This window comes from Ignavibacteriota bacterium (assembly GCA_016212665.1).
Taxonomy (GTDB): Bacteria; Bacteroidota; Ignavibacteria; order UBA10030; family SZUA-254; genus FW602-bin19.
The window spans coordinates 1-24,155 of sequence record JACREZ010000018.1; the positions used below are offsets into that span (position 1 = coordinate 1).

Genomic DNA, 24,155 nt, shown 5'->3' on the forward strand with positions numbered 1-24,155 from the left:
CGATTCCGGGAACAATGTAATTTGCTCACGGCTAACACCAGTGATTTGTTGCATCATAAAAAAGAATTGAAATTTAAAATGTTAGTATTCAAACCAGATTTTCTTAAAAAATGTTCCGACTTTTTACACAGTCTCGATGCCTTTGGAACATGGTCGCGTTTCCAAATCAAAAACGCAGACGTAAAGTCTGCGGCTACATCATAATCAGATTAATGAGACAATCCACTACTTGTAATTCAAACAATCATTGTGTAAATTTCTCCCGTCATTTTTGACATAATCAAATTGTATTGTTCATTCAAAAATAAAACTATGAAACGAATATTTGTTACAACAATTCTTTTCTTCATTCTCATCTCCTCCACGTTGGCGATTCCTCGTTTTGCACTGATGACCGGAGCGAAATGCGGAGCGTGTCATACCAATCCCACCGGCGGACAAATGCGGACTGAGTATGGTTCTTCCTTCAGTGTGGATGCACTTCCCATCGCTGCACATAAAGATGACGAGTTTACCTTTAATCCGAAATTAACTGACAATATCACCATCGGCGGTGATTTTCGAACACAGTTTTTGTTTGATTTTGCAGACAACGGAACAGATGGAAAAGGAAAAACATCCTTCCATGCAATGACTGCAACGTTATACGGTTCAATTCAACTCGCCAAGAAAATTTACTTTTATTACAAACAGGATTTTTTGAATCCGAACTATGGTTCATACAGCGGACCGGAAGTATATGGATTGGCGAAGATTCTTCCCGGGAATGGTTATGTTAAAGCAGGTGTGTTTTTACCCGACTATGGTTGGCGATTAGATGACCACACAAGTTACACCCGTGGCGGGGATGTTGGTGTGTTCGGTAGTGGATTATTCAACAATGGTTTGTTATTCGCTCCGAATTATAAGGATATTGGAATTGAAGCGGGAAGTTTCTTCGGCGATTTATTTGTCACGGCGGCTGTGTTCAATGGTACCGGTGACGCTTCAAAAGTGGTTCTCTCAAAAGCGAAGGCATACACGATGAAAGTTGAATACACGGGTAAAGCGGACGAACTGAATTTCCGTATCGGCGCTTCGGGGTATGGTTTTAAGAGTTACAAGATGGGGGGCATTCATGCCGGACTTGCTTACGGTGATATTGTTATTTCCGGAGAAGTGGATTGGACTCATCACCGGATTTTTCCATCTCCATTTCAACCAGTCAAGGAAGATGTGAACATGATGGCGGCGTACGCAGAAGTTGATTACCGTGCGATGCAGGGACTATGGTTTACGGGCAAGTTCGATATGTTTGACCCGTTGGCGGGAATTGAGGATGACGATTTGTCAACAACAAATTCACTCAAACGATTGACCATCGGGTTAGAATATTATCCATTCAGTTTTGTTGAGTTGCGACCGCAATACCGTGTCGTTATGGAAAAGCCGAGCGTTGATAACGACCAGGCGTTAGTTCAATTACATCTATGGTTTTAAGCAGAAAGTATATTTACATGAAGAAATTAATCACAACTGCAATCGTTCTTGTATCATTCATTTTGTTGATGGCATTTACACCTCAAACAAAGCAAGAAAAGAAACCTGTTGATTCAGTCAAAGGAAAAGCGGCACAGGTTTCCTACAAGAAAGATATCATCCCCGTAATGAAAAAATATTGCCTCCCGTGTCATACGGAAGACATGATGAATCCGAGTGAACTGTATCTTGATACGTATGAAGGAATAATGAGCGGGGGAAAAAAGGGGAAATCGATTGTTGCAGGAAAACCGGATTCAAGCATTCTCATAAAAAAAATCAGTTTGAAGCCACCCTTTGGCGACCCGATGCCGATGAAACGGAAAACTGCTTTTCCAGCTGATACACTTAAGATGCTCAGAACTTGGATTGAACAAGGAGCGAAGAATAATTGACGAGTGAATCAATTATTCATTGGCGATTGAGGAAATGGTCGTAAAGTAATTTAGAAATTTTGGCAACTGTAATAGTTGCTTTGTTGTCAACTTGCTCACCGAGGTCAGGTGAGTTATCACAGAAGATAGCATACACGTAGGTTCCTTCTGAGGAAGAGACGATGCCGACATCGTTTTTCACTTCATCGAGGGAACCTGTTTTATTTGCTACCCACAATGTTGTGTCTTCTGTGAACGGAAGATAGCGTGGAGCCATATCAATGTATTGTTGCCCGCGCATTATCGAGATGATTTGGTCGGAAGAAGCACTGTCAACAATTTCTCCATTCACGATTTTTTCTAAGAGCAACATCATATCGTTCGGAGTTGTGTATCCAATGCCGAATCGTTTTGCTTCAGGTGTTTTTTTCTTGGTTGCAAACGAATACAATTTGTTTTGAAGTTTTGTATTCTGTAATCCAAGTGATTCCATCCTCTTGTTTACCGCGTTTAACTTTTCATCATGTTCGGTCCCGAATTGGTCAATCACATAATTCGTTCCTGTGTTATCGCTGACAATGATCATGAGTGTTGCAATGTCAATCAATTTCAGAGTTTGTCCGCTGTGGAGAAATGGGAGGATTCCCGAACCGGGTTTCTTTACCGAATCAAGCAGGGGAATTGGTGAATCCGGCGAGAGTTTTCCTTCGTGAAATTGATAAAACAATTCCACAAGCACAGGAAGTTTTATGATGCTTGCAGTGGGGAAGAGGGAGTCACCGTCAATGACGATTGTTTCATTTGTTGAAATATTTTTTGCCGCGATTCCGACTCGTCCGCCGAAATTAGTTATTTCCTTTTTGATGAGGTTGTGAAGGTCAACTTGTTCCTGACCAAAGAGTATGATTGGAAAAAGGAAGAAAATAAATAATCGTTTCATGTGAATAGCGTACATTGTTGGCATGAATGTAATCAATTCTATGAAGAAATATGAGTCAAAATGACTGATGAGTGGAAAAATTTTCTCCATCAAAAAACATCAATGGAAGAGACAAACTAATAACTCATCAAATTAAACAAAGAACGACGTTTTTATCTTCAAAGGAGAATAAGTAAAAATTTCCTTCATGGAATAGTGTTTGAAGTATTTTGAAGAAAAACAAACGCAACGTTCTCAAGGTAATGCCATGTTCAACAAAACACGATTACATCTAACAAGTCAGGACTATGAGTTCATAGCCAATACAATCGGCTCAGATAATCAAAGTCGTACGGCAATTTTTACGTTATGCGACGATGCAGATGCAATAACGGAATTACTGCACCATGAAACATTGTTCCCACAGATTCTCAGGTCTTCTGCGATGGCGACAGTCTCGCCGTGGTTGTTTTTCTATGAATTTGTCTATCATGCGCTCAAGTCCAAGCAACTCAATGACGATGATTTAGTGGATTACGTTTCGAGTGTATGTGTGGATTTCAGTCAGTCGGATGTCTTGTGGCAGTTTGCCTCCGCTTCCGGTGAACGAATGATTTATATCGTTGATATGTTACAGGTGATGAAAGACCTCAAGGAGGTTCAACAATATTACATGCACCAGTACATTGGAAATGTTTCTTTATTTCTTACCGGATTTTTTCCCGATTTGATTTATCAACGGAACAAACGAAAAGGTGCGCCTTCGTTTGATTATTATGAAAGTGTGGGACAAACAGAATTTGAAGCAGCGGCTCAATCTTCTTTTCTGTATGAAGCAGATGCCTCTCCCGTATTATTCAAACTTGCTGAATATTTTACAGAGGTCCGTTCTGCAATCAACGTCTATGTTGATTCGTACCTGAGCCTTCACAGTCGCACATCAGTGTTAGAGAGAATTGAACGTCAGAGTCAGACGTTGGATGAAGAGAGTTTTCGAGAATTAGTGAAACGATAGATTCTCAGATTATTGTTTCAAATTAAACTGTAACAGCAATATTCTTTGAGACTCTACTGAGAATCTCGTTTTTATTTTGGTCCCAATCGTGTAGAGTCGCAGTGTCAAAATCTGCACCGTTGGGCCATACAAGATTCAATACTTCTTTGTCTAATGATACTTGATTAAACAGTATGAGATTTTTTAAGGGGCCATACATTTCTCCTTCAAGGACAGGAAGAAAATTTATTACTTGTGTATTATTGTCATCAAAGAATATTTGCAATGTGTATGAATCAATAATTTTGAAATCGAGTATTTTGTAAAGAGGATGCATCATAATTTACTTGTCCCTTAACGGAGAGGTGTAATGGGTTCTGGTGGATTCCCAGTTTGAAGTTTATCCCAATCAATAATGAGTTCAGATTGATGTAATTCAGCCCAAGCCTCAACAATCCTTCGTTGTTTGATTGGAAGTTGACCTGCAATTATTTCTATGGGATCAATACTAAAGACTGCTACATCGTTTTGATGATAAGCATGAAAATGCGGAGTCTTATGAGGGGCACCTGTTTCCATGTACATCCTAATAATTATTCCATAAAATCTACTTAACTCAGGCATGTTGAAAGATACGAAAATGAAATGAAAGATTCAGGAAAAAAAAGCCCCGGAAGACGGGACTTGAAAGTGGAGGCAAAAATTAGTAATACAATTCGTTTAATACCAATTTAAGATATTTTTGCCATCAAATACTCCCGGTTCAATCTCGCAATGTGTGTCACTGAAATCTTCTTGGGACACTCTGCTTCACAGGCGAGCGTATTTGTACAACCGCCGAATCCTTCGGCATCCATTTGTGCAATCATATTTTCGACTCGTTGTTTTCGCTCAGCGTGACCTTGCGGTAAGAGCGCGAGTTGGGAAACTTTTGCAGAGACAAACAACATTGCTGAAGAATTTTTACACGCCGCAACGCACGCGCCGCAACCGATACATGCCGCCGCATCCATTGCCTCTTCTGCAATGACTTTCGGAATCGGAATGCAATTCGCATCAGGAACACCACCGGTATCTACCGAAACGTAACCGCCCGCCTGAATTATCCGGTCAAGTGCTGTGCGGTCAACAATCAAATCTTTTAAAACAGGAAATGCTTTTGCACGCCACGGTTCCAGTGTAATCGTATCGCCCTCCTTGAAATGCCGCATGTATAATTGACACGTAGCAACGCCCCGTTCTGTTCCATGCGGTCGTCCGTTGATAACCATGCCGCAACTTCCGCAAATTCCTTCGCGGCAATCATGGTCGAATGCAATCGGTTCTTCCCCGCGCTTCACGAGCATTGTATTCACCGCATCAAGCATTTCAAGGAACGACATATCGGGCGAGATATTCGTTGCGTTATACTTTACAAATTGTCCTGCAGATTTTTGGTCGGCTTGTCGCCAGACATCCAGTGTTATGTTCATAACAATTCAAAATTAAAAATTCAAAATGAAAAAAGTTTTCAGTTTCCGGTTTTCTGTTTCCAGTTAGATTAATTACATATATCGCACAGCTCAAATCTCGAAACACTACTCACTACTAACCAATCACAACTCACTTATACGAACGCTGTGCTTGCTTCACATTCTCGAACGTCAACGGTTCCTTGTGTAACGTTTCAGATTGTCCGACGCCTTTGAATTCCCACGCGGCGACATAGGAAAACTTTTCGTCGTTCCGTTTGGCTTCGCCTTCTTCTGTCTGATATTCTTCACGGAAGTGTCCGCCGCACGATTCTTCACGATGCAATGCATCCTGACACATCAACTCGGCGAGTTCCATGAAGTCGGCAACGCGCCCGGCTTTTTCGAGTTCGGGATTGATGCTCTTGCTGCTTCCGGGAACACGGACATTTTTCCAGAATTCCTCGCGGAGTTTTGGAATCAACTCAAGCGCTTTTTTCAAACCGGCTTCGTTGCGACCCATGCCGCAGTAATCCCACATAATCTTTCCAAGTTCCTTGTGGAATTCATCTACCGTTTTCGTTCCTTTCGTTGAAATCAATTTTTCCGTCATCGTCTCTACGCCGCGTTGTGCATCTTTGAACGCCGCATGGTCTGTTCCGACTTTCGGAAACTTGGATGATGCAAGATAATCACCAATCGTATAAGGAATGACAAAGTAACCATCGGCAAGACCTTGCATGAGCGCGCTTGCGCCGAGTCGGTTTGCGCCGTGGTCGGAGAAATTTGCTTCACCGAGAACGTACAAACCGGGAATCGTACTCATCAAATTGTAATCAACCCAAAGCCCGCCCATTGTGTAGTGAACGGCAGGATAGATACGCATCGGAGTTTCGTACGCGTTCTCGTTCGTAATTTCATGATACATGTCGAACAGGTTTCCGTATTTTTCTTCAACCCATGCCTTGCCGTTTCGCTTGATTGCATCGGCGAAATCAAGATAGACAGCCAACCCGGTTTCGCCGACGCCGCGACCTTCATCGCATACAGCTTTTGCATTGCGTGAAGCAACATCACGCGGCACAAGATTTCCGAACGAAGGATATCTTCGTTCGAGATAATAATCCCGTTCATCTTCGGGAATATCTTTCGCGTTCCGTTTGTCTCCGACTTTCTTCGGAACCCAAATGCGTCCGTCGTTGCGAAGACTTTCGCTCATCAATGTCAATTTGGATTGAGTATCGCTTGCAACGGGAATGCACGTCGGATGAATTTGCGTGTAGCATGGATTTCCGAACATCGCCCCGCGTTTATGTGCACGCCAAACCGCCGTTCCATTACATGCTTTTGCATTAGTGGAAAGATAGAAAACATTTCCATATCCCCCGGTTCCAAGAATGACCGCATCAGCAACGTGTGATTCAATTGAACCGTCACGAAGATTGCGCGTGATGACTCCGCGTGCTTGTCCGTCAATCACGACAAGGTCGAGCATTTCGCGGCGGTCAAGGAATTTTACTTGTCCTTTACCGATTTGTCGTTCAAGCGCGGAGTATGCGCCGAGTAACAGTTGTTGCCCCGTCTGACCACGTGCATAAAACGTTCGCGAAACCTGCGCGCCGCCGAACGAACGATTATCGAGTAAGCCGCCGTACTCACGTGCGAACGGAACTCCTTGCGCTACACATTGGTCAATGATGCTGTTGCTGACTTGCGCGAGACGATAGACGTTTGCTTCACGAGCGCGGAAATCTCCGCCTTTCACTGTGTCATAAAATAATCGCCAGATGCTATCGCCGTCGTTCTTGTAATTTTTCGGAGCGTTGATGCCGCCCTGTGCCGCGATGCTGTGCGCACGCCGCGGCGACTCGTGATAACTCATCGCGGTAACATTGTAGCCAAGTTCAGCAAGCGATGCCGCCGCAGATGAGCCCGCTAATCCCGTTCCGACAACGATGATGTGATACTTCCGTTTGTTGGCAGGATTGACCAACTTCATATTGAAGCGATGGTTGTCCCACTTTTTTTCGACGGGACCTTCAGGAATTTTTGAATTCAGTTCCATAACACTTCCGTTCAAAAAGGATTGAGATAAAAATAAATCGGCATGGAGATGTAGCCGAGCGGAATCAAGAGCCAGAAGATTGCGCTTGCGGCTTCGATGTACGGCGCATATTTTTTATGCTTGATGCCGAACGTTTGAAATGCCGATTGGAAGCCGTGCCGTAAATGAAATCCGAGCAGACCGATTGCGACGATGTAGAACAAATCGTACAACGGATTTTGAAACGCGGATTTTACCAACGCATACATTTGTTCTTCGCCACCGAACCGTGTCGGGACGAAAAACGTGCGAAGGTGAACAACAAGAAAAATAAAAACAATACTACCGGTGATGAACATTGTTCGTGAGGCTAACGTGCTATTTTCTCCTGCGGCGTTCACTTTGTATTTCACCGGCCGTGCTTCACGATTCTTAAACCACATATATGCGCTTGTAAAGATGTGAAGGAGGAAGCCGACGACAAGAACAATTTCCACCGTACGAATGACCGGGTTGGTTGACATGAAATGCGAATAGGCATCGAACGCAACGCCGCCATCGTTTTTAAATAATTGGAAATTGCCGACAAGGTGAACGACAAGGAAAGAACAGAGGAAAAGTCCCGTTAAGCCAACAACGAACTTCTTGCCAACGGAGGAATTATAGATGCTTGAAAATGTACCCATGGGTTTCGAAGTTTTTCGTTATCAAATGATGCAGAATGTCTGATTAAAAATATTGAATCAGAAATGCGGTGCAAATTTAGGAAAAGAGTTGGTAAGAAACAAAAGGAGTGGTTGAGAGGGGAGAAGATGAGTAGTTGAGAATTATTAACACTTCACACGGAAGGCAGTTGAACTGCTTGACGAGTCGTATGCCAACCTTGAGTTGCTAATAAATATTTGCCGAGTATGAACTCCCTTCCAGATATAGTTTAATTTGAGAACTCTGAATTTACATTATTGATGTTTTAACTTTCAACAAGTTTCCCATTTGCATATTTGTGTAAGATGCTTGATACAAATATTTCAAATGGTATTCCTTCTTCAAATGATTTGGCTTTTAAGTGAACAATATCTTTTTCAGGAATATCAAGGTTGATACGTTTCTTTTTTAAGATTGTCGCACGAGCAGTTTTGACAAACCGTGCTTTCGCTGTGTTCAAATTACTGACTGAACGCCACTCATCTCTTTCAAAAGAGTCAATAATTTCTTCTTCGGATTTATCTTTCTTTTTCATATTGATTCAGTTTTTTAAGTATTGTTTAGTTGCTTTTCTACTCGGAATAATTGTTTTCAAAAATATTTTTTCTTCATCTTCGACGTAGGGAACTAAATACGCATATTCGTTATACTCGATGACAATTATCCGTTGATGTTGATATTTGTCTTTATTCGGATGTTCGAGCAAATCCAAAACATTTCCCATTTCTATTTGACTTACAACTATTTCAAACGAAATATTTCTCGTTCGTTTCAACTCTTCATTCTTTTCTTCGTTCCAATCGAAAAATTTCATTGCTTATTTTTTCTATACCGTTGTTTCACTTCTTCAACGGGATATTCTATGGATTTATCAAAGTCAATACACTTTGCCAGTAACTCGAGACGATGCCGTTCGAGAATAGACTGAATCGTTTTTTTATCAAACGATGATTTATCTAAACTGATTAGATATCTGTCTTTTTGTGCTTTCAATTCAATGACATTCATGATATTTCCTTTTTCTTGACGATAATATACAAACTTCTAAATTGAATGTAAAGGTAAGTGGAAAGTGCTATGAAAAAAAATACACCAAACCATGTATTTTCTTTACCTCATCAAATGAAATCCTCTCTTTAGAAGAAGCAGATGTATTTATTCGTTGCATGAAATCTTCTCGTAGTTCAAGACCATAATCCGGGTCTAGCAACAGACGAATTTTATTCAACTTTATTTCCATTCAACCAGCCGAGGTTGTGGAATACATGAGTAATGAAAGATTTCATTCCTTCATCACGCCAACCCATTTATCCACTGTATTATTCTTCGATTTCACTTTCTGTCTGCTCTGATTCTTCTTTCTCCGAGCCGAACGTTGCTTTCAATCCTTGAATGAATTGTACTTTTTCCTGTTCGGACAACTTCGCTTCGGAGTGAAGCCAGAGATAATTATCCAACGGCATTCCACCTTTTTCAACTTCTTTCACCGCGTCATCTTCGTGATATTTTCTCATTCCCCATTCGGAAACATTGAGATGCTCACGTCCTTCAACAACATGGTCCTGAATCTGCCATGAGACGGGTGCGATGTTACTGTACCAGGGCCATTGCGTTTCGTTGCTGTGGCAATCGGCACATGCTCTCATAAATGTTGCCCGTGTTTGAGGACTATCCCATTGCGGTTCATTCACAACAGGAGGATTTGTGTGGTTCTTTCCCATCGGCAGAAACTGAATGATGACGAGAATGCTGAGGAGTCCGAAGAAAATGATTTTGAGAATTGATTTGATATTTGACTTCATAAAATTTTTTATGATTGAATCAATGACGATTTAGTCATTGATAAAAGTGATTGGATAATGCAAAATAGCATCATAGGAGGAAAGTGGTGGTACAATGAACAAGAAAACATTGCAGGGTAAAATCAATTATGCCTGCAAAAAAATACTTATGGTTTGATTAGTTTCGGTGCATTCTTTTCTTTTGCAAGTGCGAAATATTTCACAACCAGTTCAGGAACTTTTGCATTATCAGTAGAAATATGGATTTCTCCCTTTTTAATTCCCGTTACCGTCGGTTGCAGATTGCATTTAATAATACCTTGCGCCCCCGGTCCGATTTCCTTTTGAGCGAGTTCGAAAGTTATCTCAGTCGAGTTGGATGTAATGTTTGTAATGCGAATGGGTTTATCACCAACATTTGATAACGTAATTTCTTCGATATTTGAAGTATCGAGTTTTACAACGTTGAAAACGAGGTGGTCGGGAGTCATTTCCAGAACTTTGCTGACATTTGCAGTGAAGATAATCCGCACTTTGTTATGTTCCGGGTCATTTGTTTCAAACGTGACCGCTTTTTCTACCTTGCCAGAAAACTTTTTCGAATCGAAACTGATTTCGAGAGTACCGTTTCCTTTTGGTGGAATTCTGTTTTTGGAAAGGAGGGTTGCGGTACAGCCGCACGATGTACTGACTTCATCAACGTTCAACGTATCCGTACCGATATTTTTCAGTGTAACTGTTCTCTTGACAATATTGCCGGTGCTCACTTCACCGAAATCGAAATTGGTTCCTCCGACCACTTCAATCTTTGCCTGAGAAAAGAGAAGCGACGGAAGTAATTCCGTCGCTACCAATATCAAAACAAAAAATACAATCTTCTTCATCATGCCACTTACTTCCGGTTCACCCACATAAATGCTTTAACTTCAAGTTTGGAAAGCGATGGATGGTCGGTGAGCAGATTAACTACCGCTTGATAGGAACCTGCTTTTGTCGGTAACAATTCACCGGTAACAACGGAGGAATCACCGGGGGCAAGTTTCATATTCGAGAGAGAGACTTTGAGTTGTTCAAAATTATTTTCGACCGAAAGAATGTTAATTGTATCTTTCGATGAATTCTTGATTGTTACAGTCCGAACGAGTTGCGAGTCAATTTTCGCGTTATTGAACGAGAGCATCGTTGGAATTACTTCGAGCAACTGGATAACATTCGGAGCAAACTCAACCGTTAGGGTTGGCGTCGTCGGGTCATCCGAATCAACATAAACATGCTTGGTTACTTTTCCGGCTTTATATCCCGCGGCGTTGAAGGTGACGGAAAGTTTGCTTTCCTGTGAGGGGGGGATAGATTTTTCTTTTAACAATGTTGCTGTACAACCACACTGTGCGCGAACATCTTTAATGTGAAGTGTGTCTGTTCCAATATTTTTAACGGTAATTTCTTTTGTCAGTTTACTTCCGCTGATGACATCGCCAAATTCAAAATTCGGACCCTCTGCTAACTGAATTTTGGGCTGTGCCGCAACGATTGAACTAAGTAAAATGAGGAGAACAAATGTAAATAGTTGAAATTGTTTCATGAATTAATCCTATGTTATTAATGATTGAAAATCTCTGTACTAAACTTAATTTAGTGTGAGGAAGTTCCCATCAACAAATAAATGTCAATGAATGTTCAGAAAAACCGTATGTATATACAAAATTTTCAAGAATTATTCAACCATAAACACGTTTGAGTATTCGACAAAGTCTTAGTAATTTGGTCTGAATGAATTTGGTCGAAATCAATAACCAACAACGGCGGAAGTATTCTCTTGACGAATCATTTCAATACTGCGCGGCTGTTACTAACGCACATTATGAAAACTTCCCCGTTGCTTCCCTCTTTCTGCCTCAGGAAAAGCGTCCCTACATTCAGGCGATTTATGCGTTCAGCCGGACTGCCGATGACTTTGCTGACGAACGTGTACGAACTGCCGATTCACGACTTGATGCCTTGAATGATTGGGAAAATCAATTACTTCAATGTTATGAGGGCGAAGCATGGAACCCGGTTTTTATTGCGTTACAAGAAACGGTGAAACGACTCAACATTCCCATCGAACCGTTGAAGGATTTGCTTACGGCTTTCAAGCGAGATGTTACTCAGAATCGCTACGAGACATTTGATGATTTGCTGAGTTACTGTCGTTGTTCTGCCAATCCTGTCGGAAGATTGGTACTGATGATTTTCGGTTATCGTGATGAACAACTCTACAAACTTTCTGATAACATTTGCACAGCGCTTCAACTCACTAACTTCTGGCAGGATGTTGCAGTTGATTTAGAAAAAGATAGGTTGTATCTTCCGCTTGAAGATATGCAGCGTGTTGGTTTTACAATTGATGATTGGAAAAGAAAATCATTCAACCCCACCTTCAAAAAGTTACTCAAGTTTCAAGTCGCGCGAACGAAGCAATTATTTTATGATGGCTCGGAACTTCCATCGCTTGTTGATAAGGATTTACAACTTGAATTGAAATTAGTTTGGTTTGGCGGAATGTCAATCCTGCGGAAGATTGAAAAAGTCGGGTTTGATGTCTTTGCAAACCGTCCGAAACTTTCAACCCCGAATAAAATCGGAATTTTACTTCGAGGATTATTCATAAATAATTTGCCTGAATACAAACGTAAGAGGAAACCGTGGGACTTATCCTGAACGCACTTCCGACTGAGATTGCTCTCAAAGATAGCGCATCGAGTTTCCGGTTCTCGTTTTCGTTTTTACCGAAACAACAACGGGACGCGTTGCGCACCGTGTACGCGTTCTGCCGCGAGACAGACGACATCGTTGATAACCCCGGCGACTTACCGACAAAGTTTGAACGGCTTCAACAATGGCGGGCGGAACTTGGGAAAGCGTTGGAGGGAAGTTCTGAGTATGCGATGCTCAACCAACTCGGTTCGATTGCGAAGCGATTCAAAATTCCTGTCGTTCATTTTTATGAACTCATCAAGGGAGTAGAAATGGATTTGGTGAAGAACCGGTACGAAACGTTCGAGGAACTGAAAGAATATTGTTATCACGTCGCTTCATCTGTCGGCTTGATGAGTTTGGAAATTTTCGGTTCACGAAATGCAAAGACGAAAGAGTACGCGGTCAATCTTGGCATCGCACTGCAACTTACCAACATTCTCCGCGATGTGGGACTCGATGCAAAGTACGGAAGAATTTATTTGCCGCTTGAAGATATACGAAAATTCAATCTTTCAGAAGAATCAATCCTCAATAATTCCTACAATGAAAAATTCGTTTCGTTGATGATGTACGAATCCCAACGTGCAGAAGAATATTTCAGGAAAGCGCAAGAGTCACTTCCGACGGATGACAAGCGAGCAATGTTTGCCGCGAAGATTATGGAGCGAATTTATTTTCACACGCTCGAACGAATCAAGGATGTCAACTTCAACGTCTTCGACCAACGCGTTGCCGTCCCGAAGTACCAGCAATTTTTGATTGCAATAAAGTATTGGGTGAAGCAATCGCTCTTTGGTCTCTAAGCGTCAGATAACAATTCACCGTTCACAATTCGCCATTCACAATTGTTTATATTTTCACTCACTACTCACCACTCACAACTCACTAATCAACGAGTTAACAAATTAACCAATTAACAAAACCCCATATCCAACATCCCGCATCCCATAACGATGTCATCATCATCGGCGGAGGACTCAGCGGACTTGCCGCCGCAGTCGAACTTGCATCACGCGGCGCACAGGTAAAACTGTTTGAGCAATCCCCAAAGTTGGGGGGAAGATGTTATTCTTTCATTGATGAAAAAACCGGAGACGTTGTTGATAACGGACAGCATGTCTTAGTCGGCGCATACCACAACACGCTCCGATACTTAGAAATGATTGGAACGCGTTCGCTGTTGAAAGAGCAGAGCAAACTTTCGCTTCCGTTCTTCCATCCGCAAAAAGGATTTCACACGTTTTCCGTCTCGTCGCTCCCGAAACCGTTTCATCTTACCGCCGGAATGTTGAAGTTTTCTCTCCTTTCATTTTGGGAACGAAAGAGATTGCTGAATGTCGGATTGGAGTTACAACGTTGGAATAAAGAGAAAGAACAAAAACTTGCCCACCTGACGATTGATGAATGGTTGACAAGTCTCAACCAATCGGAAGAAGCGAAGAAATGTTTCTGGAATCCGATTTCGATTTCTGTGATGAATGAATTACCGGAGCGGGCATCGGCGTTGTTGTTTGCGCGCTCGCTTCGTTCTACATTTCTTGGAAAGAAATCTGACTCCGCATTGCTCATTCCAACGGTCGGGCAAACAGAGTTGTACGCAACACCTGCTGAAGAATTTCTGAAACGACACAAAGCGAAAATCTTTCTCAACGCTCAGGTGGAAAAGATTATCTGCAAGAATGGAAAAGCAATCGGCATTGAAGTAGGAGGGAAACTCATCAAAGCAGAACGAATCATCAGCACGGTTCCGTATTTTGCCCTGCAAAGTTTATTGCCTGATGATGTACAACGAACTGAGCCGTTCAACCATTTGCATAGATTCAAATCATCGCCGATTGTTTCGATTCACCTCTGGTTCGAGAAGGAATTGATGGAGGAAGACTTTGTCGGGTTGATTGATATGAAGTTGCAGTGGATATTTAATCGCCGAAAAATTATTGGTAGTCCACCTGCAGGTGGACTCCAACTGATTTCCGCTGTCATCAGCGGCGCGCATGAAGAAGTAAAATTATCGAAGGAAGAACTTGTTGAACTCGCAATGAAAGACCTTCACAAAATATATCCCAAAACTCAAAACTCAAAACCCAAAACCTCAGTTGTTATCAAAGAAAAGCGTGCAACATTCTCACCAACAAACGACATTGAACCATTTCGCCCGAACACCGTTTCCCCGGTTCACAATCTTTTCCTTGCCGGCGATTGGACGAACACAGGTTTGCCGGCTACGATTGAAGGGGCAGTGATGAGTGGATTTGTAGCGGCGAGGAGATGCGTATAATTCTGGCTACAAACTAAGAGAAGGCTTTGCAAATCCTTACAACGCCGTCACCCTGAACTTGTTTCAGGGTCTATCAGCGCTTGTTTAGATGCCGAAACAAGTTCGGCATGACGAATTGGAGGTAATGCAAAGCTTTCTAAGAATACAATTCTCGCTTAATTCTCTCCTGAAGAATCATTTTAATAAGTGATTGATAGGGAACATCCCGTTCGTTTGCCATGACACGGAGATTATCCAGCATTGATTCGGTAAGACGTAACGAAATAGTTTTTACGCTTCGGTGTAAATTAGGAGAAATAGTTGTTTGCAGGTTTGCTTTATTCCAATTGACATATTCCGTCGAATCGTGAGTTGCCCAGAACTCACGTTCCTCGTCTTCGTTCTTAAATTTTGGGATGGTCTTTAATCGCTTGTTCATAAATTGTTCGTTCTTTCTTGTTCATATCTCTTTAAGTTGAAAAATACTCCTTGGAAATAGTCCAACCGATTTAATCTTTTAGGGGTTAATTCCCCGCATCTTGTGTGTGGGGGGGAATCCATTTTAGTGGACTAATATTTCTGTAATTCTCTTCCATTCATTTCCAGTTAATGATGAGTTTTTTGGTTTGATTGAATCCCAATCAGAATTATTTAACCCCTTTACCATTTTGCGAATTTCAGGAAAACTATATGTGTTGATTGGATTGTCAATAATTTGAGATAATGAGAATGATAAAATTCGTGGAACACCAACCATTCTTAGGATAAGAGATTTTTCATTGTCAACGCCATAATAAATCAGAGATGGAATAAATGAATCCTTTATCTCCTCCTCATTACCTTTCACGATTCCCTCTAATGCACTCAAACCCCAAGATGCTTTAAAACGAATATCGTGCATCTTGTGGACAAACTCATTTATTCGTTTGTTAGCATCAGTCATTAGTTGGAAGGATGGATGGATCTTTGATAATAAATCAATCTTTGAACCAGCAACCCAACCAACTAATATTTTAGCAATATGCTCTGGCTCAAAAGGTGCTTGATTATTATCTGTACCCAGTTTAGTTTCTCTTAAAGCCGCAACAACCTTGATTTTTTCTGTAAGGTTGTTAATGTTTGAAGGATTAAACATTTCATTTGGCTTCCAACTATTCAAATCAGCAATCGTTGGATTGCTTGACTTTTGTGCCATGACTGCTAAAACTGAAGGTACTGAAAATCCTGTCTTATCTGCAAAAGATAAAATGCCCTTACTATCTTTGTATTTATTTTGAAGATGATTATAAACTTCTCTGCAAATTCTTATGAACTTGTCTTTGTTCTCCTGTGTATCTAACTGGTAATATTCAAAAGTATCTTTAAACAAATCTTCAATCTCTGTAATATAAGTTTGATTTTCGCTGACAGTGAGTAAGTGAACAAAGTATTGAACTAACGGACCAAGTGAATTATAATAATTATCGATGAGGTTATTTAGGTTTGCATTAGAACGACTAAGTCGCTGTAAAATAATATCGCCATTCACAAATAATTCAGAAAGCACACTAGCAATTTCCTTAGTCGAATCAATTAATAGTTGCTTTCCTTTAACTTTGTTGACATCACTATGGAAGGGTAGAACTATTTTCCCGAAATTATCAATAAGAGTTCTGCCGGCTCTGCCGGAAATATTCCAAAAATCATTATTATCTATCGGAGCATTTCCTTTCCAAAATGAATCAAAGAAAACTGAGGATACTGGAAAGTTTACTCCTTCGGCAACGGTTGTCGTTGAGCAAACATATTTTATCTCCCTATTTCTTATCAGATGTTCAACTAAAAGTTTTGCCTCATCAGATAAACCTGCATGATGTGTAGCAATTCTCTTTTCCAAAACTTTTGAGAGAGTAGTTTCTCTTCCTATTTCATCAGTAATGAATTTTCTTACAAGATTTATTTCATCGGATACAGTTTCAGTATCCAAAACATTATGAAGAAAATTTGCTCTTGTATCTACTGAACCTTTCCCTTCGCATAGGAATAAAACACACTTGTTATCTTGTGAAAAATGTTTTGCGCTGAATTCAAATAATTTGTCTTTTTTCGTTTCACTCTTTAATTCATATGGACTAAATATTTCAAATTTACTTTCAGTAGAATTCGTGCTATAAGCGGATGGAAGAATATCAAACTTTATTACATCTTGCTTTTTACTTCTTCCAGCATCAAGTCCAAAAACAATTTTTTCAGAAGGTCGCCAATCAATGGCAATTGAGTTACCACCACCAAGCCACTCTTTAATTTTTTCAGCAGAGTTACCAATGAAGGGAGACAAAAGCATAAACTTTGCGGAAGGTCTTTCTCTTTTTAGAATTGCTAAGAGCAATTCAAGTTTTGCTCCTCTCTGTCCGTTCTGAATTGTGTGAGCTTCATCAATTATAAAAAGTGAAACATCTTCAACTGAAGGATGATTTCTTCTAATTAATAAATCAAGTTTTTCAGGTGTTGAAACTAAGATGTCAATATCCTGAGAGAGAAAAGTATTTTCATTCGGGTCAACCTCAATTGCAGAAGATGTTTTTTCAATTACTAAATCAAGAGATTCCAAATCTGATTTCAAGTCAAAGTAAATTTGATTTACTAATGCTCTTGAAGGAACAACATAGATAATTTTTGCATCCTGCTTTAATGCTTTTGTTACAAGAATATTGAATTCAGCCAATAGAGTTTTACCAGCACTTGTAGGCATTTGAACTACCGTAACATTTGAAGCAACATCTAAGAGATTTTTATTCAAAGCATCTCTCTGAGATGGTAGCAATTCAAGGTATCCATTTTCACTTTTGATTCTACAAAGCTGTTGAACCTTATCATTGAATTTTGTCTTTGTCCAAATAGAATTTCCTTCAAGAAATTTCAAATCTTCTTCAAGAATTGTAGCAATGCCTTCTAATCTTGGAACACTTGCGAATAATTTTTTTGCAGCATCAACATGTTGCCGGATAACAACTCCCAGTCTCTCTTTGTAGTTGTATCCATTCTCCAAATATTTTGCAGTTTCAACAATTGCTTTGGATAAATGATAAAACCCTAATAGTTGATATGCTTCATCAATTTCATTTGCAGCATCAACAGTTGACAAATAATTTTTCTCAAAATCAGTTTGCTCTTTTTGAAGTTGGTCAACAATTGTAAGAGCCAGTTTTATGTCTTGAAATCCATTGCCTTTTCTAACTAACAAAATAAAAGCTTCAAGCGATTTATTTAAAACCTTTGCTTTCCAGTTACCATTGAAAGAACCGTTGGAAGTTTGAAACGGTTTTAAGTCAAGACGAATATTTATTATCCTATCAGATTTAAGAGCTACGGAAGAAAGATAAAAATAGTAGAGTGTTTTTGGGTCTATCTCATTTACTCCAATTAACTCATTAAAAACATTTACATCGGATTGCTTTGCGACATCAATAGTTTTAAGTAAAACATAAATTTCATTCTCAATTAATTTAAGTTTGGTTGCATCTTCAATTTTATTTGAATAAAGTCCATTGAGTAAAAGGTAAACTAATTTTACTCTTTGCTCAATGTCGTTGGTGTCATTTGATTTCCCGAATAACTGAGAAGATAGGTAGTTCCCCTCACTCTTTTGAAGTAAAGATTTTATTTTCTCCTGTCCAATCAATATGTCAAATAGTTTCTGCATTGAAAATTTATGCTGCTATTTTGTAAACCGCTTTGTAAAATAATTCTATCGTTTCAGCAATCGTTTTTTCGGTAAATGAAAGCAACCCGAAATGAACCTCATGAGGTTCAAAATCAGTTTTACTTGATTTCATCTTACCGTAATCAGATACAGCATTAACACAAGTGGAATCTCTCACTAATGTGCAACCAAATGTGATTTCGTAATTCGTGTCTTTGTTATTTTCAATTGCCCAAATTGCAAAACCTATCATTGCTGCATCTTCTGGTATTAAGTGCTTGTAGTATTCTGACAATTTTTTTAAAACTGCTCTTAAATCTGTCTTATGCTTTAAATGCGTTTTATAAATTGAGTCCTCAGTGTGGTGAACTACGGATGGTGGGCTATCAGTTGAATGTGATACTTTGGCTTCGCCAAATAATAAATTCACTTTTTGTCCTACAAGTCGGTATCCGATTGCATCCATGCCTCTTCCTGGCAAATGTGAAAGTTCTCTTACTGAAAGATTTTTAACTGGTATTTTGAATCTTTTCGGAATTGCAATTTTTTCTTCAAAATAATAGGTCAGCAACAGTTCACCTAAATCACTTCTGTAAATATCATTTAACACAGCAGGTGTTTCACCTGCTTCCCTTTTCTTGTCTTCAGCAATAACGTTTCGCGTAATTATTTTTTCCAAATCAGTTGTATCAAATCCAGTGTTCTTAAAAAGAAAATTGGCTGAAATTGTTTTTGCAGGTGTAACAGAAGCCGTTCTTTGCTGAACATATCTTTCAGCAAATTTTTTGATGAAAGTATCGTTTACCTTTATATCTGCTCTGTCAAAAATGTGCATATTCTTTTTTTGTTTTGTGCATTTACAGTTCTTTCAGGCTTGCATTTCTATAAGCTTCGTTTGATTCTGTAACAAGGAAATCTAATTTCCCGGATGTTGAATCTGATTCTATCCATATCCCATTTCTCCCAATCTTTCTCTGAAAACCACCTGTGCAAACGAGTATATTCTTCGAGAGGGAGAGAATTAATTGTTTCTTTTATTTCTTCTAATTGTAACATAGAAACTTTTCATCAATATTGATGGAGAAGTTAAGTGTTTTTGAAATAGATTGCAACCATTCAACTAACCCACGCACAAAAACAATTGTCAACCACGAACCACGAACCACGAACCAACAACCCTCATACGGCGGGCAAACTGTCAACTAAGTTTCCTCGCCTCAATCACCGCCGACACAATAAACTCATCCAACTTCATTCCTTTTCTCCACTCGCGGATGAACTCGCGGCTGTCTTCTTTTGGCTTGATGGAAATTTCTGTGAAGCCGGCTTTTTGTAATTCGGTTTGATATTCTTCGATTGTGATTGCGCCGGAGGTACATTCACAGTAAAGAGACATATCGTTCAGGATTTCATCGGGAAGTTTGGCGGAGAGAACGACATCGGAAATTGCTAATCGCCCGCCCGGTTTCAGCACACGAAATGCTTCACGAAATACTTGCGGCTTTTCCGTCGAGAGATTGATGACGCAGTTGGAAATAATAACATCAACCGATGAATCGGCAACAGGGAGATGTTCGATTTCTCCGAGACGAAACTCGACGTTGGTGAAATTTCCTTTCACTGCATTTTGCCGCGCTTTGCTGAGCATCTCCGGCGTCATATCAACGCCAATGACTTTTCCTGTTTCACCGACTTGTTGAGCAGAGAGGAAGCAATCGAATCCGCCGCCGCTTCCTAAGTCCAATACGACTTCGCCCGGTTTGAGATTTGCAATCGCAGTCGGGTTGCCGCACCCAAGCGCCATGTTCGATTCGCCAGGCACGTTCCGTATTTCTTCTGCGCTATACCCGATTGCCTTTGTGTAATTGACTACTGAGTCATCTGCCTCTTTGGTCGAACAGCATGAAGGTTTGGTTTGAGTTACCGGCTGTGCGTTTTCGCCACAGCAGGAAGAGAATTTTCCGGTCGCAATCGCACTGTATCGTTCGCGCACCGCTTGTTTGATTTGTTCTGATTTGAGCGTATCCATGTTCGTTGATTGGTTAATTAGTTAATTAGTGATTTGATATATAGACGAACGAAGGGAGAAAAAGACGCAACAAGTTTTTTTGATTCCTAAATTATTAAACACAAAGAACACAAAGCATTTTCACAAAGCGCACAAAGAAAAATCTTAATCTTCGTGACCTTTGTGATTTTCTTAGTGTTCTTTGTGTTAAAAAATCAGTAATCAGAATTCAGCAATTATTCTCACACGCTAGTCCACAACAGCAACATGAAATCGGATGGTAGTCAATCACCGTTCCGTAGCGGTCGAACTCGAAGTGACAACACTCGAAGAATAAATCCTTCAACATTTTGCGCGCTCGCTGGACTCTCGACTTCGCGCCGGAATGTGAAATGCCGAGTTTTGTTGCTAAATCTTTCTGTTTCATCCCTTGCAGTTCAGTAAGTGTAATTGCTTCGCGGTATGGTTCGGGAAGTTGTTCGATGAAATGATTGATGCTGGGTGTGAGTCGCTCCATGGCGCTTTCAGTCTCTTCTTCTTCGACGATGTTTTCAGGAAGCGTCTCTTTCGGTTTTCGCGTCCGGTAATAATCTATGATTGCGTTGCGGGTGATTTGATACAACCAACTTTCAATCTTCATTGAATCGTTCAGCGATTCGATGTTCGCATGGACTTTGAGAAAAACATCGTGGAGAATATCTTCTGCCTCGTCGCGTGAATTAACTCGTTGGACGATGAAGTTCAAAAGTCGTTTTGAAAATTGTTTATACAGGTGTTCGAGGTTTTCTGCTTTGGTTGCCATTGTTAATAACTGAACTTGCATCAAAGTAAGGATTTCGTTTGTGAAAATGAAAATGCCGCGCATGGAAAGACTCGCGGCATCAAGAAATTGTAATGATATGTTATTTCAATAAAAGTAATTTCTCTACTTGAGAATAAATGTTGTTTTGGATTTCACTAATGATTGGAGTAGCATCAAGACGGTAAAAGTAGATACCACTCGGATGCAAACTTGCATTCCAACTTACCGAATAATATCCTGCTTCTTGAACACTCGAAACAAGCGATTGAATTTCCTGCCCCATCGTGTTAAAAATTCTTAACGAGACAAAACTATCTACAGGCAACTGATAGTTTATCATCGTTGATGGATTACATGGATTGGGATAATTTTGTTCTAACAGAAATTGAATGGGTGCTTGATGTATCACTTCCACCTTTTCAGGTTCGGGTGGCTGTGGAGGTAATTCGTTTGATGCGACAATTTTTATTTTATTCGACGCATTTGTTTGTTCAGAAGTGAGTATCAAGTATCCGTCCTGGTTCACTTTAACCCAATAACCATGTCCGGGTTCGATATAATCAACGTTATAGTAACCAGCCGAATATCCGAATAATTGAGACGTTATAAGTTCCGGTGGATCAGATAAAATCGTAGTAACATCAATAACATCAGATACTGAGCCGATTAAATTCCAACCTTCCCTTACGGCGAATGAATCTGTTCCATCGCCATAACCAAACATTTCCACATCCATTGGTGATGCAAATTTCAACCAGTAACCTACTCCATTCAGTAAGGAATCACTCGCAACGTACATTCCTTGAAACGCGAACGCCTGTGAAATTGCCCCGGGAAAAAGTGTGGAGACTGAATTGTTATTTACGGTAAGAGGTACCGAAACCAAATTCCATTTTGAAGTCACAGAGAAAAGAATCTCTTTTGAAAGCATATCCTTCTCAAGTCGTACGATAAAAAAATCATCGCTTCCGTTACAAACAAGGAGCAGCGTATCGAAGGGGATTGGATTACTATCAAAACCACCGGTGAGAGTCGTTCTTCCTTCGTTATCGGCAACAATGTCCTTGCTGAAATCGAAACTATTTCCACCATTACTTTTTACCCACATTGGTGTACCTCTTGATGAATATTTTATTATCATAATATCAGCGCTTCCTTGAGTCATAAGTGGAAAAGAACCAACAAGAAAATTGTCACTCGTGAAATACCCGGACAGGTAACAATTATTTTTTCTGTCCAATGAGATTCCTAAACCTTCCTCATCACCTTCTCCGCCGCCACTGACTGACCATACAACATTTCCATTTCTGTCAAACTTACAAACATAGTAATCCGATGGTCCGGCGCCTGCACTTGCATTGAACAAAGGAATAGTGTCAAACAAAATGCTTTCGCTCCTGAAATATCCTGTTATATAACTGAATCCTGCATTATTCGATACGATACGATAACCAATATCATTTGCCAATCCTCCGACTGCCTTAGCCCAAAGTGTTTTACCTGCTGTATCGTATTGAGCATAAAAGATGTCTGATGAACCTCCGGCAATGTTTGAATTAAATACCTGTATGGTATCAAAGGAAGTTACGCTTGATGTAAAATATCCTGTTACATTACAATGACCTAACGTATCCACAGAGACGCTTCTCCCCTGTTCGTTGCCGTTTCCTATTGTACTTTTAGCCCAACGAACATTTCCCAGACTATCATATTTCACAAGATAGAAATCTTCTGTCGTGATATTGGGATTCGTGTTTGGAATCAGAACTGTATCGAAAAATATTATTGTACTGAAGAATGACCCTGTGACATAACAATTTCCACTTCTATCAACAGTAATTCCGTAAGCAAAGTCTGTATGTTTTCCACCGGCACTTTTTGCCCAAATAACATTTCCATTGGAATTGTATTTTACAACAAAAATATCATACGTTCCCGCCCGTTTATTAAAAAGAATTGTAGTGTCGAATTGAATTATACTGCTTAGAAAGGTTCCTGTCACATAGACGTTTCCTGATTGGTCAACAGTAACATCCAATCCTTCGCTCCCCTGATTTGTTAATGTAGATGTCTTTGCCCACAACACATTTCCTGATGAATCATACTTCACCAGAAAGTAATTATAGTCCATTGAATTGTCGTGGAGAGCGACCACTGTATCAAAGAGAAGCGGATTGCTGATGAAATCTCCTGTTACATACGTGTTTCCGGATGCATCGCGGGCAATGCTGTTGCCAAATTCGGAAAATCCTTGACCGGCTCGTTTTGCCCAAAGATAATTTGGAGTTTGTGCATTATTGATCTCTAGAGATAACACGAGAAATACAATAACATCAGGTAGAAAAATATAAAAGCGTTTCATAAATACCACACATAAATTGTTTAGTTGATTTGTGAATTAGTGAACTTCATCTTTCTAAAAAGTGAACGATTAAATTCATCAACAATTTACATGAAGAAGCGACTTGTATCAATAGCCCTTTCATTTGAATTATTCCGGAAAGTGTTCAGTAGAAATGAAATAGGTAGTCCGAAAAGACTACCTATCAAAGATGTGGTGAATGTTAGTTGATTAGCAGACGTGCATATTACTTATTCACTGAAGTTACGCAAGCATGTAATTTCAAGGAAAAAATCCTAAATCATAATATCGAAACTCTAAACAAATTCTAATCTCGAATGTTCAAACGTTCAAATTCACCTGAAAACGGTAGTTTAGTTTTTTTGAATTTCGGATTTGTCCCAAAGGAATGGAGACTGTGTAAAAAGTCGATTTACCGATAGTCATACATAGTTTCATAACGCCAAAGCACAAAAATAGTGTTACAAATGATTACTATGAGAAAATGTGAACATATGGATTACCTCTTAACAACTTTGA

At 40.0% G+C, this 24,155-nt stretch carries 24 protein-coding genes; 6 read left to right on the plus strand and 18 right to left on the minus strand.

Annotated elements, in window-relative coordinates; all coding sequences use genetic code 11:
* Nucleotides 1-312: 312 nt before the first annotated feature.
* Together HY960_06205 and HY960_06210 are read left to right on the plus strand one after the other, a co-directional pair.
* Nucleotides 313-1,479 carry a hypothetical protein gene (locus tag HY960_06205; GenBank protein MBI5215328.1) on the plus strand — a complete coding sequence of 389 codons (1,167 nt, stop codon included), beginning with the start codon at nucleotides 313-315 and terminating at the stop codon, nucleotides 1,477-1,479.
* 17 nt (nucleotides 1,480-1,496) lie between these two features.
* Nucleotides 1,497-1,913, plus strand: coding sequence for a hypothetical protein (locus HY960_06210; GenBank protein MBI5215329.1), 417 nt, complete (start codon nucleotides 1,497-1,499; stop codon nucleotides 1,911-1,913).
* Between the two features lie 16 nt (nucleotides 1,914-1,929).
* On the opposite strand, the gene HY960_06215 is transcribed toward HY960_06210, so the two are convergent.
* The gene (locus HY960_06215) at nucleotides 1,930-2,832 is read right to left on the minus strand and encodes a serine hydrolase (protein ID MBI5215330.1); all 903 of its coding nucleotides are present in this window, start codon (nucleotides 2,830-2,832) and stop codon (nucleotides 1,930-1,932) included.
* Nucleotides 2,833-3,079: 247 nt separating this feature from the next.
* On the opposite strand from HY960_06215, the gene HY960_06220 reads away from it, so the two are divergent.
* Entirely contained in the window at nucleotides 3,080-3,826 is a 747-nt protein-coding gene (locus tag HY960_06220) for a hypothetical protein (GenBank protein ID MBI5215331.1), read from the plus strand.
* A gap of 22 nt (nucleotides 3,827-3,848) precedes the next feature.
* Here HY960_06220 and HY960_06225 read toward each other — a convergent pair whose 3' ends face one another.
* The 11 genes from HY960_06225 to HY960_06275 all read right to left on the minus strand — a co-directional run bounded on the left by HY960_06225 (nucleotide 3,849) and on the right by HY960_06275 (nucleotide 11,368).
* On the minus strand, nucleotides 3,849-4,145 hold the full coding sequence (locus tag HY960_06225) for a DUF2442 domain-containing protein (GenBank protein MBI5215332.1): 297 nt from the start codon (nucleotides 4,143-4,145) through the stop codon (nucleotides 3,849-3,851).
* A 14-nt stretch (nucleotides 4,146-4,159) separates the two neighbouring features.
* Complete coding sequence (locus HY960_06230; protein MBI5215333.1) at nucleotides 4,160-4,429, minus strand: DUF4160 domain-containing protein; 270 nt, start codon at nucleotides 4,427-4,429, stop codon at nucleotides 4,160-4,162.
* A gap of 107 nt (nucleotides 4,430-4,536) precedes the next feature.
* On the minus strand, nucleotides 4,537-5,277 hold the full coding sequence (locus HY960_06235; protein MBI5215334.1) for a succinate dehydrogenase/fumarate reductase iron-sulfur subunit: 741 nt from the start codon (nucleotides 5,275-5,277) through the stop codon (nucleotides 4,537-4,539).
* Nucleotides 5,278-5,407: 130 nt separating this feature from the next.
* Complete coding sequence (locus tag HY960_06240) at nucleotides 5,408-7,321, minus strand: fumarate reductase/succinate dehydrogenase flavoprotein subunit (GenBank protein ID MBI5215335.1); 1,914 nt, start codon at nucleotides 7,319-7,321, stop codon at nucleotides 5,408-5,410.
* Between the two features lie 11 nt (nucleotides 7,322-7,332).
* A complete protein-coding gene (locus HY960_06245) occupies nucleotides 7,333-7,986 on the minus strand; it encodes a succinate dehydrogenase cytochrome b subunit (GenBank protein MBI5215336.1) in 654 nt (217 codons plus the stop codon).
* A 284-nt stretch (nucleotides 7,987-8,270) separates the two neighbouring features.
* Nucleotides 8,271-8,540 carry an antitoxin gene (locus HY960_06250; GenBank protein ID MBI5215337.1) on the minus strand — a complete coding sequence of 90 codons (270 nt, stop codon included), beginning with the start codon at nucleotides 8,538-8,540 and terminating at the stop codon, nucleotides 8,271-8,273.
* Between the two features lie 6 nt (nucleotides 8,541-8,546).
* A complete protein-coding gene (locus tag HY960_06255) occupies nucleotides 8,547-8,819 on the minus strand; it encodes a BrnT family toxin (protein ID MBI5215338.1) in 273 nt (90 codons plus the stop codon).
* Complete coding sequence (locus HY960_06260; GenBank protein ID MBI5215339.1) at nucleotides 8,816-9,013, minus strand: hypothetical protein; 198 nt, start codon at nucleotides 9,011-9,013, stop codon at nucleotides 8,816-8,818. The genes HY960_06255 and HY960_06260 overlap by 4 nt, the downstream gene beginning before the upstream one ends.
* Before the next feature lie 311 nt (nucleotides 9,014-9,324).
* Nucleotides 9,325-9,807, minus strand: a complete 483-nt coding sequence (locus HY960_06265) for a heme-binding domain-containing protein (protein MBI5215340.1) — start codon at nucleotides 9,805-9,807, stop codon at nucleotides 9,325-9,327.
* Nucleotides 9,808-9,953: 146 nt separating this feature from the next.
* On the minus strand, nucleotides 9,954-10,673 hold the full coding sequence (locus HY960_06270) for a DUF1573 domain-containing protein (protein MBI5215341.1): 720 nt from the start codon (nucleotides 10,671-10,673) through the stop codon (nucleotides 9,954-9,956).
* Between the two features lie 5 nt (nucleotides 10,674-10,678).
* A complete protein-coding gene (locus HY960_06275; protein ID MBI5215342.1) occupies nucleotides 10,679-11,368 on the minus strand; it encodes a DUF1573 domain-containing protein in 690 nt (229 codons plus the stop codon).
* A 188-nt stretch (nucleotides 11,369-11,556) separates the two neighbouring features.
* On the opposite strand from HY960_06275, the gene hpnC reads away from it, so the two are divergent.
* The 3 genes from hpnC to HY960_06290 all read left to right on the plus strand — a co-directional run bounded on the left by hpnC (nucleotide 11,557) and on the right by HY960_06290 (nucleotide 14,803).
* The gene (gene hpnC, locus HY960_06280; protein MBI5215343.1) at nucleotides 11,557-12,486 is read left to right on the plus strand and encodes a squalene synthase HpnC; all 930 of its coding nucleotides are present in this window, start codon (nucleotides 11,557-11,559) and stop codon (nucleotides 12,484-12,486) included.
* Nucleotides 12,471-13,328: a presqualene diphosphate synthase HpnD gene (gene hpnD / locus HY960_06285; protein ID MBI5215344.1), complete on the plus strand. Its 858-nt coding sequence runs from the start codon at nucleotides 12,471-12,473 to the stop codon at nucleotides 13,326-13,328. Before hpnC ends, hpnD begins: the two co-directional genes overlap by 16 nt.
* A 101-nt stretch (nucleotides 13,329-13,429) precedes the next feature.
* Nucleotides 13,430-14,803 carry an oleate hydratase gene (locus tag HY960_06290; GenBank protein ID MBI5215345.1) on the plus strand — a complete coding sequence of 458 codons (1,374 nt, stop codon included), beginning with the start codon at nucleotides 13,430-13,432 and terminating at the stop codon, nucleotides 14,801-14,803.
* A 136-nt stretch (nucleotides 14,804-14,939) separates the two neighbouring features.
* Here HY960_06290 and HY960_06295 read toward each other — a convergent pair whose 3' ends face one another.
* The 6 genes from HY960_06295 to HY960_06320 form a co-directional block, all read right to left on the minus strand.
* The gene (locus HY960_06295) at nucleotides 14,940-15,221 is read right to left on the minus strand and encodes a BrnA antitoxin family protein (GenBank protein ID MBI5215346.1); all 282 of its coding nucleotides are present in this window, start codon (nucleotides 15,219-15,221) and stop codon (nucleotides 14,940-14,942) included.
* Nucleotides 15,222-15,344: 123 nt separating this feature from the next.
* The gene (locus HY960_06300; protein ID MBI5215347.1) at nucleotides 15,345-18,464 is read right to left on the minus strand and encodes a DEAD/DEAH box helicase; all 3,120 of its coding nucleotides are present in this window, start codon (nucleotides 18,462-18,464) and stop codon (nucleotides 15,345-15,347) included.
* 7 nt (nucleotides 18,465-18,471) lie between these two features.
* Nucleotides 18,472-19,299, minus strand: coding sequence for a hypothetical protein (locus tag HY960_06305; protein ID MBI5215348.1), 828 nt, complete (start codon nucleotides 19,297-19,299; stop codon nucleotides 18,472-18,474).
* 363 nt (nucleotides 19,300-19,662) lie between these two features.
* Nucleotides 19,663-20,493: an arsenite methyltransferase gene (locus HY960_06310; protein MBI5215349.1), complete on the minus strand. Its 831-nt coding sequence runs from the start codon at nucleotides 20,491-20,493 to the stop codon at nucleotides 19,663-19,665.
* 208 nt (nucleotides 20,494-20,701) lie between these two features.
* Nucleotides 20,702-21,274: an RNA polymerase sigma factor SigZ gene (gene sigZ / locus HY960_06315; GenBank protein ID MBI5215350.1), complete on the minus strand. Its 573-nt coding sequence runs from the start codon at nucleotides 21,272-21,274 to the stop codon at nucleotides 20,702-20,704.
* 100 nt (nucleotides 21,275-21,374) lie between these two features.
* Nucleotides 21,375-23,636: an SBBP repeat-containing protein gene (locus HY960_06320; protein MBI5215351.1), complete on the minus strand. Its 2,262-nt coding sequence runs from the start codon at nucleotides 23,634-23,636 to the stop codon at nucleotides 21,375-21,377.
* Between the last annotated feature and the right edge of the window lie 519 nt (nucleotides 23,637-24,155).